Origin of the sequence: Methylibium sp. (genome assembly GCF_035762065.1) — a bacterium.
GTDB lineage: Bacteria > Pseudomonadota > Gammaproteobacteria > Burkholderiales > Burkholderiaceae_C > Methylibium.
On record NZ_DASTPW010000050.1, the window covers coordinates 192,509 to 205,288 of the forward strand.

The window sequence follows — 12,780 nt, forward strand, 5'->3', positions numbered from 1 at the left end:
GGAAGGATCAGCCGCCCGTCAGCGCCTGCAGCACGTGGACTTCGGCGTTCGCGGCGAGCGGCTCGGCGAGCGTGCGGCGGTCGAGCACGCGCCGGCCGTCGATGAAGACCGCGACGTGCTGGCGCAGGCCGCCCTGGTCGTCGAGGATGTAGCCGCGCGCGCGCGGGTTGACCGCGAAGACCTGCGCCAGCGCCTCGCCGAGCGTCGCGGCCTCGACCTGCTGGCGCGGGCACTCGACGTGGCGCTGCAGGTGCGAGGTGAAGGTCACGGTCGCCATGGTTTCGGCCACTGGAGCGCAGCCGATTCTGCGCGCCGCGATTCAGGCGGCGAGGCCTTGCCGCAGCGCCGCGCTCGGCTTGCCGCGCGGCTCGCCGAGGAAGTCGAAGGCGAGCGCCGGGCGCTCGCCGCTGACGAGTTCGGCGATCGCGCGACCCGAGCCGGCGCCGTGGGTCCAGCCGAGCGTGCCGTGGCCGGCGTTGATCCACAGCCGGCCGAGCTTGCTGCGGCCGATGAGCGGGACGTTGCTCGGCGTGCTCGGGCGCAGCCCGGCCCAGAAGTTGGGCTCGGTGGTGTCGGCGACGCCCGGGAAGATCTGCTCGTAGCGCTTGACGAGTGCGGCGCAGCGCACGCGGGCGGTCGCGCCTTCGAGGCCGCAGTCGTAGCCGGAGAGCTCGGCCGTGCCGGCGATGCGCACGCGGTCGCCCAGGCGCGAGATCGCGATCTTGCGGGCGTCGTCGATCATGCTCACGACGCTCGCGCGCTCGGGCTGCAGCAGCTTCAAGGTGGCCGAGTAGCCCTTGGCCGGGTAGATGTTCAAGTGCACGCCGATCGAGCGCAGCAGCGGCGCGGTGTGCGCGCCGAGCGCGGCGACGAAGGCGTCGCCGCCGACGCGCAGCGCGGCACCGCCGTCAAGGTCGCGCAGCCGCACCGCGTCGAGCGCGCCGCCGGAGGTGTCGAAGCCCTCGATCGCGTGCCGCCACAGGAAGCGCACGCCGCGCGCCTCACAGCGCCTCGCCAGCGCCTGCGTGAACACGCGCGCATCGCCGGATTCGTCGCTCGGCGTGTAGATGCCGCCGGCAATCTGCGGCGCGTGCGTGGCAAGTGCCGGCTCGATCGCGAGCACCTCGGCGCGGCTCAGCACGCGGCGATCGACGCCGTGCCGGCGCATCAGCTCGGCACCCGCGGCGCCCGTGTCCAGGTCCGCCTGGCTGCCGAAGAAGTGGAGGATGCCGCGCTCGAGCCGCTGGTGGTCGATGCCGGTGGCCGCGACCATCTGCTTGAGCGTCTCGTGGCTGTAGCGGCCCAGCGCGACCAGCTGCGCGACGTTGCGCTCGAAGGCGCCGTCGGTGCACTGCGTGAGGAAGCTCAAGCCCCAGAGCCACTGCCAGGGGTCGAGCCTCGGGCGGAACAGCAGCGGCGAGTCGTCGCGCGCCAGCCACTTCAGCACCTTCAGCGGCGCGTCGGGGTGGGCCCAGGGCTCGCAGAAGCTGACCGAGATCTGCGCGCCGTTGGCGAAGCTGGTTTCCAGCGCGGCGTCGCTCTGGCGGTCGACCACGGTGACGTCGTGCCCGCGTTCGGCCAGGTGCCAGGCGGTCGAGACGCCGAGGATGCCGGCACCGAGGACGACGACGTTCTTCTTCATCGGGGACTCCGCACGAGGATCAGGACGGCAGCGCGAGCGGCGTGCGCGCGAGCTGCCAGGCCAGCGCCCACATCGACAGCGCGACGCTCGCGTCGATCGCGCGCCACACCCGCGGGCTGCGCAGCCAGGGTGCGATCGAGCGCGCGCCGAAGCCCAGCAGCGAGAACCAGGCCAGCGAGGCCGCGCCCACGCCGAACAGGAAATGCAGCCGCGCCGCGCCGGCGTGCTGCGCGCCGACCGCACCGACGAGAACGACGGTGTCGAGGTAGACGTGCGGGTTGAGCCAGGTCGCGGCCAGCACCGGCAGCAGCGCGCTGCCGGTGGCGAGCTTCGACGCGCCGCCCGCCAGCGCCAGCCCGCCGCGCTGGGCACGCCGCGCGGCCAGGCCGCCGTAGACGGCGAGGAAGGCGACGCCGCCCCAGCGCAGCGCCTCGAGCAGCCCCGGCTGCGCCGCGACCAGCGCGCCGAGGCCGAACACGCCGAGCGCGCTCAAAAGCCAGTCGGACGCGGTGCACACCGCGACCAGCGGCGCGACCGGCTGGCCGCTCGCGCCCTGGCGCAGCAGCAGCAGGTTTTGCGCGCCGATGGCGACGATCAACCCCGCCATCAGCAACGCGCCCTGCAGCGCCGCGGTGAAGAACGCGGGATCGAGGGACGGGCTCGGTGCGGGCATCGGGCGATGGTTCCACGCCCCGTGCCGCCGTCCAAGGGCCATTCGAATTCGTCGGCCTACATTAGTCGCGCTCATCTTCGGCCCGCATGCAGGACCTCGACCCCGCCGCCCTCGACTGCCTCGCCGCGCTGGCCGACGAAGGCAGCTTCGAGCGCGCGGCGCAGCGCTTGTCGATCACGCAGTCGGCGGTGTCGCAGCGGCTGCGCGGGCTGGAGCAGGCGGTCGGGCAGCTCCTGGTGGTGCGCTCGCGGCCGCTGCGGCTGACCGAGCCCGGCAAGCTGCTGCTGCGCGCCGCGCGCCAGTGGCAGGCGCTGCGCGCCGACGTCGCGCGCGAACTCGGCGAGAGCCTGCGCGCGCAGGCGCGGCTGGCCATCGCGGTGAACGCCGACAGCCTCGCCACCTGGGTGCTGCCGGCGCTCGACGGCGTGGTGCAGCAAGGGCTGGCGGATGCGGCCCGGGACGGCCTCGGCCTCGAGCTCGTCGTCGACGACCAGGACTTCACCCACGAGTGGCTGCGCCAGGGCCAGGTGCTCGGCTGCGTCTCCACGGTCAGCAAGCCGCTGCGCGGCTGCACGCTGACGGCACTCGGCGCGATGCGCTACATCGCGGTCGCAAGCCCCGGCTTCGTCGAACGGCGGCTCGGCGGCGATGCCGCGGGCGGGCTCGACGCGCACAACTTCGCCGCGATGCCCTTCATCGTCTTCAACCGCAAGGACGACATGCAGGCGCTTTGGGTCGAGCGCGCCTTCGGCGTCCGCAAGCCGCGGCTCGACGAGCGCTACGTGCCGTCGTCCGAGGCCTATGTGCGCGCGGTGGCGATGGGCTGGGGCATCGGCGTGGTGCCCGAGCTGCAGGTGCGCGAGGCGCTCGCCCGCGGCGAGCTGCTGGCGTTGCGGCCGGAGGTGGGCGTCGAGGTGGCGCTGCACTGGCATCAGTGGAAGCTCGGTGCGCAGGCGGCGGCCGGCGCCGATGCCCGACCGGCGTCGGCCGCGCTGGACCGCGTCGGCGCGGCGCTGGTCGCCGGGGCACGGCGCGCGCTGGGGCCTTAGAACCGCTCGGCACAATCGCGCCGATGCTGCGTCGCGACTTTCTGGTGACCGCGGGTCGCCAGGCCGCGGCCCTCGCGCTCGGTGCCTTGTTCGCCCGCCGCGTCGGCGGCGACTCGACGGTGATCGAGCGCTACAGCGCCTGGGACGACCCCTTCAAGCTCGGCGTCGCCAGCGGCATGCCGGGGCCCGACAGCGTCGTGCTGTGGACGCGGCTGGCACCGCGCCCGCGCGAGCCGCTCGGCGGCCTGCCCGATGCGCCGGTGCCGGTGCGCTGGGAGCTGGCCGAGGACGAGCATTTCTCGAAGGGCTTCCGCACCGGCGAGACGCTTGCGCGGCCCGAGCACGCGCACAGCGTGCACGTCGAGGTCGAGGGCCTGGCGAGCGACCGCCGCTGGTTCTATCGCTTCCACGCGGGTGCGGCGACCAGCCCGCTCGGGCGCACCCGCACCGCGCCGGCGGCCGACGCGCCCGCCGGCCGGCTGCGGCTCGCGCTCGCCTCGTGCCAGCACTACGAGCAGGGCGAGTTCGCGGTGCATCGGGAGATCGCCGAGCGCGACCTCGACCTCGTGCTGTTCGTCGGCGACTACATCTACGAGTCGAGCAATCCGCGCCTGCTGGTGCGCGCGCACGAGGCGCTGCGCCCGCTCGATCTGGCCGCCTACCGCCAGCGCCACGTCACCTACAAGTTGGACGCGAACCTGCGCGCCTGCCATGCCGCGCACCCTTGGCTGCTGACCTGGGACGACCACGAGGTCGAGAACGACTACGCCGGGCTCGCGCCGGCCGATGTAAAGGCCTCGGCCGAGGACTTCGCGTCGACGCGCGCCGCCGCCTACAAGGCCTATTTCGAGCACCTGCCGGTGTCGCCGAAGCTGCTCGGCGATGCGCGCAGCCCGCGCATCCACGCGCAGCACCGCTGGGGCCGGCTGGCCGAGCTGTGGACGCTCGATGGCCGCCAGTACAAGAACCCGCAGGCCTGCAACGCGCCGGGCCGCGCCGGCGGCCGCGTGCTCGGCGCCTGCGCGGAGCTCGACGACGCGGGCCGCACGATGCTCGGCGCCGAGCAGGAGGCCTGGATCGCCGCGCAGCTCGCGGCGAGCGAACGGCCGTGGCGCCTGATCGGCCAGGGCACGCAGATCGCGCGTGGCGGCATCGAGACGCCGCTCGGCCGCAGCATCTTCAGCGACGGCTGGGACGGTTATCCGCATGCGCGGCAGCGGCTGCTCGCGGCGATCGCCGCGAGCGCGGCGCGCGGCGGCAACGTCGTCTGCCTCGGCGGCGACGTGCACCGGCACGTCGTCGCCGCGCTCCGCGCCGAGGCGGACGACGAGCGCACGCCGATCGTCGCGGCCGAACTGGTCACGACCTCGGTGACGTCGCGCGGCCTGTCCGAGAACACCGCCGCGCTGCTGCGCCGGCAGAACGCCGATCTGCTGCATGCGCGCGGCGACGAGCGCGGCTATGTCGCGATCGAGCTGACGCCGCAACGGCTGCAGGCCGACCTGCGCGCCACCGCGTTCCCGGTCGTGGCCGACGCGAAGCTGCACAGCCAGGCGAAGTACGTCGTCGAGGCCGGCCAGCCCAAGCCGCAGCGCGACTGAGGCGCGCGCCGCGGCCCAGCAATTGATCGACGAAGCCCGCGCTGTTCCGCCGTTTCGGCGGCCGGGCGCCCCCGCAGACTGACGCCATGGCACTCGGCACGACCTGGCAACGATGGATGCGGCGCCTGCGCCTCGCGCGCCGGTCGCCGCACCGCGTGCCGGCCGCGAAGCCCCTGCCCGACCCGGCGGACTGCGGGACGGCCTGGGGTCTGGAACTGACGGTGCCGAAGCCGCCGGGCCGCCCGCAAGGCCCGCGACGCCGCTGAGCCGCACCGGCATCGACCTCGGCTGACGGGCGTGCGATGCAGGCCGGCCGCCGGCCTCGCACGCGCGCCACTCGCGCCTCGGCGGCGGATCACGCGCCGCAGTTAGTCGCGCCTCACGCGGCGTCGATCACCCGCCCGTCCTGCTCCCGCAAGGCGCCCGAACCCACCAGCTCGCCGAGCAGTTGCTCGCCCCAGGCCCGCGGGCTCGGCGCGGCCGCCGGCCCGATGCGCCGCCAGACGGTCAGCAGCAGCGGCGTCGCCGCCACCCAGTCGAGCAGCGCTTCGCGTTCCATCGCGCGCTCCTCCATCAAGTGATACTTGACCAGCACCCGGGCCGCATGGCGTGCGTGCCGCAGCGGCTCGGCGCGCCAGAGCGCAAGCCGCTGACGGGCGCGGGCGAGCGCGTCGGCCACGTCGTCGAAGGGCGCACCGTGGCCGGGGATCACGAGCACCGGCTCGAGCCGCTCGATCGCGTCGAGCGCCGCCGCCGCCTCGTCGAAGGCCTCGGCGCCCTCCAGCTCGGGGAAGACGACGCCGAAGCCGTTGCGCCAGAGCGCGTCGGCCGAGATCAGCACGCCGTGCCGCGCGTCGAACAGCATCACCGCGTCGGGGTCGTGGCCGCGCGCTTCGATCACGTCCCAGCGGCGCCCGCCCACCGCGACCGGCCGGTCGGGCTCCAGCCGGCCTCGCGCCGCGAAGCGCGGGCAGCGCTGGCCGGTCGAGCGGTAGCTCAGGCGCGCTTCGTCCCAGGTGTTCACCGCGTCGAAGCTGCCGGCCGGCACGTCGACCGGCAGGCCGGGAAACGCCGCCTGCAGCGCGGCGTTGCCGCCGCAATGGTCGGAGTGCAGGTGCGTGTTGACGATGCGCGCGAGCGGCTCGTCGCCCAGGGCGCGCCGCACCAGCGCGACGGTCTGCTCAGCGTGGGTGCAGTGGCTGCTGTCGACCAGCGTGGCGCCTTCGTCGCGATCGGCGCCGTGCAGCAGCACGTCGTTCGACGACAGCCAGCCGCGCTCGAACACCGTGAGGCCCTGCAGTCCGGGATGCCGCGTCGCGTCCATGCGAGGCGACTCTAGCGCTCGCCCTGTCTTGAGAGCTTCGCGAGCGCTGCACTATCCTCCGCCGCGAGGAGTTTGGTGCATGGACGTGCTGCAACTCGACATCTCCGGCCGACCGCAGGCCTGGATCTCCGCGAAGGAAGCCGCGGTGCTCTACGCGAGCGACGGCGTCGCGTGGACGCTCGGCGACGCGCAACTGGTGCTGCGCGGCGGCATCCAGCGGCGCACCGGGCTGCAGTCGCGCATCGAGGTGCATTCGATCATCGCGGTGCGCGGCAGCGTCCCGAGCCGCGCGTGGCGGCAGACGCCGGCGCTGTCGAACCCGAAGCTGTTCTCGCGCGACCGCCACGTCTGTGCGTACTGCGGCGGCCGTTTCGACTTCGACGAACTGACCCGCGAGCACATCCAGCCCACCTCGCGCGGCGGGCTCGACAGCTGGATGAACTGCATCACCGCCTGCCGGTCGTGCAACGGCCACAAGGGCAACCGCACGCCGGAGGAGGCACGCATGAGCCTGCTGTACCTGCCTTACGTGCCGAGCCTGCACGAGGACATGATCCTGCGCGGGCGCCGCATCCTGATTGACCAGATGGAGTTCCTGCTCGCGAGCGTGCCGCGCTCGAGCCGCCTGCACGGCTGACGCCGGCGCGCGGCCGCGCCGGCGTCCGAGCCCGGCCGGCGCGGATCGTGCCGCGAAGCTCTCACCATGGCCGACTGGATCGTTTCCTTCATCGAGCAATACGGCTACCTCGGCATCGCGGCGTTGATGCTCGCCGAGAACCTGTTTCCGCCGATTCCTTCCGAACTCATCATGCCGTTCGCGGGCTTCGTCGCGGCCCGCGGCGATCTGAGCCTGGCCGGGGTGATCGGTGCCGGCGTCGTCGGCACGGTGGTCGGCGCGCTGCCCTGGTACGGCGCGGGGCGGGCGGTGGGCAGCGAGCGGCTCGAGCGCTGGGCCGAGCGGCACGGGCGCTGGCTCACCGTCTCGGCCGAGGACCTGCGCCGGGCCGAGCGATGGTTCGAGCGCCATGGCGCCGCGGCCGTCGCCTTCGGCCGGCTGGTGCCGGCGGTGCGCAGCGTCATCTCGGCACCCGCGGGCGTGGCGCGCATGCCGCTGCACCGCTTCCTGGTCTGGACGACCGCCGGCAGCGCCGTCTGGGTCACCGTCCTGACCACGCTGGGCCTGATGCTCGAGGGCCGCTACGAGCAGGTCGAGCACTGGCTGAACCCGGTGGCCACCGGCGTCGTGCTGCTGGCGGGCGCGGTCTACCTGTTCCGGCTGCTGCGCGCGCGGCGCGGCTGAGCGCTCGGTGCGCATCGCCGCGCATGCCCCTTGAAACGTCAAGACCGGCCCCTATACTCTCGGCTACTAGCACTCCTTGACGTGGAGTGCTAACGGCGCGAGACCGGTTCCACCGGCCGCGGCCGGATCTTCGCGGCGGCGCCTCTCGAGCGCCGCCTCGTTTTCGTCGGACCCTCAATCGCCTCTGAAGGAGAAGCCATGAAACTTCGCCCCTTGCACGACCGCGTGATCGTCAAGCGCCTCGAACAGGAAACCAAGACCGCCTCCGGCATCGTCATCCCCGACAACGCCGCCGAGAAGCCCGATCAGGGCGAAGTGCTGGCGGTCGGCCCGGGCAAGCGCAACGAGAAGGGCGATTTCGTGGCCTTGAACGTCAAGGTCGGTGACCGCGTGCTGTTCGGCAAGTACAGCGGCCAGGCCGTCAAGGTCGATGGCGACGAACTGATGGTGATGCGCGAGGAAGACCTCTTCGCGGTCGTCGACAAGTGAACGCCTGGTAATTCACTGTCGTCGCGCAGGCTGACTTCGCGCAGCGAGGTCGAGGCCCGATAGGCCGGCCTGCGACACAAGCAATCACCGGCGCAAGCCGGTCAACCCAATCTCGGAGAAATCACATGGCAGCAAAAGACGTGGTGTTCGGCGGCGACGCCCGCGCGCGCATGGTCGAAGGCGTGAACATCCTGGCCAACGCGGTCAAGGTCACGCTCGGCCCGAAGGGCCGCAACGTGGTGCTCGAGCGCAGCTTCGGCGCGCCCACCGTCACCAAGGACGGTGTTTCGGTCGCCAAGGAGATCGAGCTCAAGGACAAGCTCCAGAACATGGGCGCCCAGATGGTCAAGGAAGTCGCCTCCAAGACCAGCGACAACGCCGGTGACGGCACGACCACCGCGACCGTGCTGGCCCAGGCCATCGTGCGCGAGGGCATGAAGTACGTGGCCGCCGGCATGAATCCGATGGACCTGAAGCGCGGCATCGACAAGGCTGTGACGGCGCTCGTCGAGCAGTTGAAGAAGGCTTCGAAGGCGACGACGACCAGCAAGGAGATCGCCCAGGTCGGCTCGATCTCGGCGAACTCCGACGAGTCGATCGGCAAGATCATTGCCGACGCGATGGACAAGGTCGGCAAGGAAGGCGTGATCACCGTCGAGGACGGCAAGTCGCTCGACAACGAGCTCGAAGTCGTCGAGGGCATGCAGTTCGACCGCGGCTACCTGTCGCCCTACTTCATCAACAACCCCGACAAGCAGAGCGCGATCCTCGACAACCCGTTCGTGCTGCTGTTCGACAAGAAGATCAGCAACATCCGCGACCTGCTGCCCACGCTGGAGCAGGTGGCGAAGGCCGGCCGTCCGCTGCTGATCATTGCCGAGGAAGTCGAAGGCGAAGCGCTCGCGACGCTGGTCGTGAACACGATCCGCGGCATCCTGAAGGTCGTCGCCGTCAAGGCGCCGGGCTTCGGTGACCGTCGCAAGGCGATGCTCGAAGACATCGCGATCCTCACCGGCGGCAAGGTGATCGCCGAAGAGGTCGGCCTGACGCTCGAGAAGGTCACGCTGGCCGACCTGGGCCAGGCCAAGCGCGTCGAGGTCGGCAAGGAGAACACCACGATCATCGACGGTGCCGGCGCCGCGGCCGACATCGAGGCGCGCGTCAAGCAGGTGCGCATCCAGATCGAGGAAGCCACCAGCGACTACGACCGCGAGAAGCTGCAGGAGCGCGTGGCCAAGCTGGCCGGCGGCGTGGCGCTGATCAAGGTCGGTGCCGCGACCGAGGTCGAGATGAAGGAGAAGAAGGCCCGCGTCGAGGACGCGCTGCACGCCACCCGTGCCGCCGTCGAGGAGGGCATCGTCGCCGGTGGCGGCGTGGCGCTGCTGCGCGCCAAGCAGGCCGCGGGCACCATCAAGGGCGACAACCCCGACCAGGACGCCGGCATCAAGCTGGTGCTCAAGGCGATCGAGTCGCCGCTGCGCGAGATCGTCTACAACGCCGGCGGCGAAGCCAGCGTGGTGGTCAACGCGGTGCTGGCCGGCACGGGCAACTACGGCTTCAATGCCGCGAACGACACCTACGGCGACATGATCGAGATGGGCATCCTCGATCCGACCAAGGTGACGCGCACCGCACTGCAGAACGCGGCCTCGGTCGCCTCGCTGATGCTGACGACCGAAGCGATGATCGCCGAAGCCCCCAAGGAAGACGCCCCGGCGATGCCCGGCGGCGGCATGGGCGGGATGGGTGGCATGGGCGGCATGGACATGTGACGTCCGCGGGCCGGCTCCGGCCGGCCCACTGCTCCACCGAAGGGCCGCGCGAGCGGCCCTTTTTTGTTGGCGCTTCGCGACCACGGGAACGGCGCTTGCCGCCATGGCCCGCGGCGCCGATGCCCGGGCTTCGCCGGTCGAGCGCCGGCCCTGGGCCAGAATGCCTCGCACTTCGAGCGGCGCTTGGGGCCATCGGCCAGGGCCGCATTCCGAGCGGCCCTCGCGCGTCGCGCCCAGCTGCCCGACACCCGTCTCGGGCTCGATCCGGATGCCTTCAAACAACAAGCTCGCCTCCAGGAAGCTCGCGCTTCTTCTTGTCGCTTCGATCGCTTCGACGATCCCCGTTGCCGCGCAGGCCGCGGCGCCGGTGCTGATCGACGGCGCTGAGTTCGGCTTGCGCGACGACCTCGCCTGGCTCGCCGACCGCGGCCGCATCGGCCTGGGCCTCACCACCTGGCCGCAGCCGCTGGGCGTCATCGAAAAGGCGCTGGATCGCGTGCGGGCCGACGAGCTCGAGGAAGCCGATCGCGACGCACTCGCGCGTGCGCGCAGCGCCTTGCAGCGGCTGCGCGGCGGCGCCGCGGTCGGCGCGAAGCTCAACACCGCGCGCCATCCGTCGGCCGGCGGCGACGGCGTCGCGCGCGGCCGCGCCGAGGGCTACGCGCAGATCGCGGGCACCGGCTTGAGCACCGATCCGGCCGAAGCCGAAGGCGCCTCGACCGCCTGGCGGCTGCGCGCCCGGGCGAGCGAGGGCAGGCTGGCGCGCGATCCTTCGCCGCTCGGGCTGGACGGCAGCTACCTCGCCTGGGGCGGCGATGCGGCGGTGCTGAGCCTCGGCGCGCTCGACCGCTGGTGGGGCGGCGGCCGAACCACCGGCACGCTGCTGACCGACGCGGCCGCGCCGGTGCCGACGCTGTCGCTGCGCCGGGGCAACGAGGACGCGCCGAGCTGGCCCTGGCTCGCGTGGATCGGTCCATGGAGCTACGAGCTGTCGATCGGCCGCATGACGCACTACCAGCCGCGCGGCACGAACCTGATCGGCATGCGGCTCGTCGCGCGGCCGATCGAGGGCCTGGAGATCGGCGCCGGCCGCATGATCTATTGGGGCGGCTCGGGCCGTTCGCGCAGCGCCGGATCGCTGGCCGACGCGGTGCTGGGCCGCTCGAACATCGACGACCCCGCGCTGCAGGGCGACGACCCGAGCAACGAGGTGGCCGGCGTCGATCTGCGCTACACGCACGCGTTTCGCGGCTTCAGCCTCGGCGGGCACATGCAGCTGGCCGGCGAGGACGAGGCCGGCTACTTCCCGAGCAAGCAGTTCGCCACCGTCGGCCTGCAGCTCAAGCATGCGAGCGAGCGCTGGCGCTTCGACTGGTCGCTCGAAGGCACCGACACGCGGCTGAGCTCGCTGTTCGGCCTCGACCGCCAGCGCGGCCTGTCCGCCTACCAGCACTTCAGCTACACCCAGGGCCACTACCACCAGGGCCTGCCGGTCGGCGCCGCCGTCGGCGGCGGCGGCACGCAGGCGACGCTGATGCTCGGGCTGGTGCCGGTGGCCGCGCCGGACGAACGCCGCTACGAGCTGCGCCTGTGGCAGGCGGAGGTGTCGCGCAACGGATTCGAGCCGATCAACGCGGCCTACGGCGTGCCGGGAACGATCCACGGCGCGCTGGTGCAGGCCTCGGGCGAATGGCGCGCGACCAGCCAGCGGCTGCGCTGGAACCTCGGTGTCTCGGTGCAGGACCGCGGCGGTGACGGCGGCGTCGAGCCGGGACGGCGCCGCGCCGGGCTGGTCGGCTCGATTGAGCTGCCGCTGGGCGGGCGCTGATCTCCCACGCCCGGCGGAGCCGGGCCGTCGCCGTGCTGCGCAACGAGGGATCGGCAAGCGTCACGTTGGTCTGAGACATTCGCGCCCGCCATGGCTTGACGATGGGGCACGCGATGACCGACTTCCGATTCGACTTCAGCTTTCCGCGCGAGGTGCGCCGCGCCGCCGCACGCAAGCTGCTGCGCGCCTCGGACGGCGACACGCCGGTGATCGAGCAGCCGATCCGCATGGTCTCGGTCGACACGCCCGAGAAAGCCGGCTACGCCGGCCGCGCCGAGCTTGCGCAAGCCAAGCTCGACACCTGCCGCGAGCGCCTCGCCGGCGACTTCTACAAGGCGCTGCCGAAGGGCTTGCGCGGCTACCTCGCCGACAAGCTCGACGCCGAGGCCGCCGCCCGCCACATCGAAGCGGGCGAGCGCGCCGGCGCCTTCTTCGACGCGATGCTCGAAGAGCGCCTGACGCGGCCCGACGGCCGCAAGCGCCGCGTCGCCACCATCCCCACCGGCCAGATCATCGACAGCTACTCGCGCCTGCTCGCCTACCTCGCGCCGTACTTCGACGCCAACGAGCTGCCGCCCAAGGACGACCCGCGCCGGCGCACGTTCAACCTCGACATGGTCGCCGCCGGCTGGGCCGCCTTCTTCCCGCTCTACCCGAGCCTGCCGGGCAATGCCGAGCTGGCGTTGATCTGCAGCGACGCCGAGACGGCCTGGAAAAAGAAGCGCGGCGCCTGGAAGGACTTCGGCCGCTCGCTGCTGCTCGGCTACGAGTACCGGATGTGCATCAAGCTCGGCACCGCGAAGACCGCGAAGGCCGGCCTTGACGAAGCCTTCCAGCGCAGCTGCGTCGATCTGCGCTCGATGAAGGACCTGGGTCCGCACGGCTTCTGGCAGATCGCGCCGCCGTACCGGCTGTGGTACTGGCTTGAAGACCGGGCGCAGGCGCGACGCGATCTCGGGCTCGGCGCCTAGCCGGGCCGAGGCCGGCCGGCAAAGCCTTGCCGCACAGCGCTTAGGGACTCTGCTCGATGAGAGTCGTTCGCATCTAGACTGGCTTCCAGCTACCCAAAAGGCCGCGCAATCCTCGCGTGGCGGTCGGCGCT

At 72.2% G+C, this 12,780-nt stretch carries 12 protein-coding genes; 8 read left to right on the top strand and 4 right to left on the bottom strand.

Translation table 11 applies throughout. From position 1 onward, the window contains the following. Window positions 1–7: 7 nt before the first annotated feature. The 3 genes from VFR90_RS15575 to VFR90_RS15585 are packed head-to-tail and all read right to left on the bottom strand — an operon-like array spanning window position 8 to window position 2,315. Window positions 8–277 carry a MoaD/ThiS family protein gene (locus tag VFR90_RS15575; RefSeq protein ID WP_326407065.1) on the bottom strand — a complete coding sequence of 90 codons (270 nt, stop codon included), beginning with the start codon at window positions 275–277 and terminating at the stop codon, window positions 8–10. Window positions 278–319: 42 nt separating this feature from the next. Next, a complete protein-coding gene (locus tag VFR90_RS15580; RefSeq protein WP_326407066.1) occupies window positions 320–1,642 on the bottom strand; it encodes a D-amino acid dehydrogenase in 1,323 nt (440 codons plus the stop codon). Between the two features lie 19 nt (window positions 1,643–1,661). Continuing rightward, window positions 1,662–2,315, bottom strand: coding sequence for a LysE/ArgO family amino acid transporter (locus VFR90_RS15585; protein ID WP_326407067.1), 654 nt, complete (start codon window positions 2,313–2,315; stop codon window positions 1,662–1,664). 86 nt (window positions 2,316–2,401) lie between these two features. Between VFR90_RS15585 and VFR90_RS15590 the strand changes: the two genes are divergently transcribed. Further along, the gene (locus VFR90_RS15590) at window positions 2,402–3,364 is read left to right on the top strand and encodes a LysR family transcriptional regulator ArgP (protein ID WP_326407068.1); all 963 of its coding nucleotides are present in this window, start codon (window positions 2,402–2,404) and stop codon (window positions 3,362–3,364) included. Window positions 3,365–3,387: 23 nt separating this feature from the next. After that, window positions 3,388–4,965, top strand: coding sequence for an alkaline phosphatase D family protein (locus VFR90_RS15595; protein ID WP_326407069.1), 1,578 nt, complete (start codon window positions 3,388–3,390; stop codon window positions 4,963–4,965). Between the two features lie 379 nt (window positions 4,966–5,344). On the opposite strand, the gene VFR90_RS15600 is transcribed toward VFR90_RS15595, so the two are convergent. Further along, a complete protein-coding gene (locus VFR90_RS15600) occupies window positions 5,345–6,289 on the bottom strand; it encodes an MBL fold metallo-hydrolase (protein WP_326407070.1) in 945 nt (314 codons plus the stop codon). Window positions 6,290–6,368: 79 nt separating this feature from the next. Between VFR90_RS15600 and VFR90_RS15605 the strand changes: the two genes are divergently transcribed. The 6 genes from VFR90_RS15605 (at window position 6,369) to VFR90_RS15630 (ending at window position 12,649) form a co-directional block, all read left to right on the top strand. Next, the gene (locus VFR90_RS15605; protein WP_326407071.1) at window positions 6,369–6,926 is read left to right on the top strand and encodes an HNH endonuclease; all 558 of its coding nucleotides are present in this window, start codon (window positions 6,369–6,371) and stop codon (window positions 6,924–6,926) included. Between the two features lie 66 nt (window positions 6,927–6,992). Further along, window positions 6,993–7,589: a DedA family protein gene (locus VFR90_RS15610; RefSeq protein WP_326407072.1), complete on the top strand. Its 597-nt coding sequence runs from the start codon at window positions 6,993–6,995 to the stop codon at window positions 7,587–7,589. 198 nt (window positions 7,590–7,787) lie between these two features. Continuing rightward, window positions 7,788–8,078 (top strand): co-chaperone GroES, encoded by a 291-nt coding sequence (gene groES / locus VFR90_RS15615; protein WP_326407073.1) that lies wholly within the window; start codon window positions 7,788–7,790, stop codon window positions 8,076–8,078. Between the two features lie 125 nt (window positions 8,079–8,203). Continuing rightward, window positions 8,204–9,850 carry a chaperonin GroEL gene (gene groL / locus VFR90_RS15620; protein ID WP_326407074.1) on the top strand — a complete coding sequence of 549 codons (1,647 nt, stop codon included), beginning with the start codon at window positions 8,204–8,206 and terminating at the stop codon, window positions 9,848–9,850. 268 nt (window positions 9,851–10,118) lie between these two features. Beyond that, window positions 10,119–11,678, top strand: a complete 1,560-nt coding sequence (locus VFR90_RS15625) for a capsule assembly Wzi family protein (RefSeq protein WP_326407075.1) — start codon at window positions 10,119–10,121, stop codon at window positions 11,676–11,678. Window positions 11,679–11,791: 113 nt separating this feature from the next. Beyond that, window positions 11,792–12,649, top strand: a complete 858-nt coding sequence (locus VFR90_RS15630) for a hypothetical protein (protein ID WP_326407076.1) — start codon at window positions 11,792–11,794, stop codon at window positions 12,647–12,649. Window positions 12,650–12,780 lie beyond the last annotated feature (131 nt).

Bases quoted from the DNA above. Each gene is read 5' to 3' on its own strand.
- VFR90_RS15625 (WP_326407075.1), top strand. From the start codon at position 10,119: ATGCCTTCAAACAACAAGCTCGCCTCCAGGAAGCTCGCGCTTCTTCTT.
- VFR90_RS15600 (WP_326407070.1), bottom strand. From the start codon at position 6,289: ATGGACGCGACGCGGCATCCCGGACTGCAGGGCCTCACGGTGTTCGAG.
- VFR90_RS15605 (WP_326407071.1), top strand. From the start codon at position 6,369: ATGGACGTGCTGCAACTCGACATCTCCGGCCGACCGCAGGCCTGGATC.
- VFR90_RS15590 (WP_326407068.1), top strand. From the start codon at position 2,402: ATGCAGGACCTCGACCCCGCCGCCCTCGACTGCCTCGCCGCGCTGGCC.
- VFR90_RS15610 (WP_326407072.1), top strand. From the start codon at position 6,993: ATGGCCGACTGGATCGTTTCCTTCATCGAGCAATACGGCTACCTCGGC.
- VFR90_RS15580 (WP_326407066.1), bottom strand. From the start codon at position 1,642: ATGAAGAAGAACGTCGTCGTCCTCGGTGCCGGCATCCTCGGCGTCTCG.
- groL (WP_326407074.1), top strand. From the start codon at position 8,204: ATGGCAGCAAAAGACGTGGTGTTCGGCGGCGACGCCCGCGCGCGCATG.
- VFR90_RS15585 (WP_326407067.1), bottom strand. From the start codon at position 2,315: ATGCCCGCACCGAGCCCGTCCCTCGATCCCGCGTTCTTCACCGCGGCG.
- groES (WP_326407073.1), top strand. From the start codon at position 7,788: ATGAAACTTCGCCCCTTGCACGACCGCGTGATCGTCAAGCGCCTCGAA.
- VFR90_RS15630 (WP_326407076.1), top strand. From the start codon at position 11,792: ATGACCGACTTCCGATTCGACTTCAGCTTTCCGCGCGAGGTGCGCCGC.
- VFR90_RS15595 (WP_326407069.1), top strand. From the start codon at position 3,388: ATGCTGCGTCGCGACTTTCTGGTGACCGCGGGTCGCCAGGCCGCGGCC.
- VFR90_RS15575 (WP_326407065.1), bottom strand. From the start codon at position 277: ATGGCGACCGTGACCTTCACCTCGCACCTGCAGCGCCACGTCGAGTGC.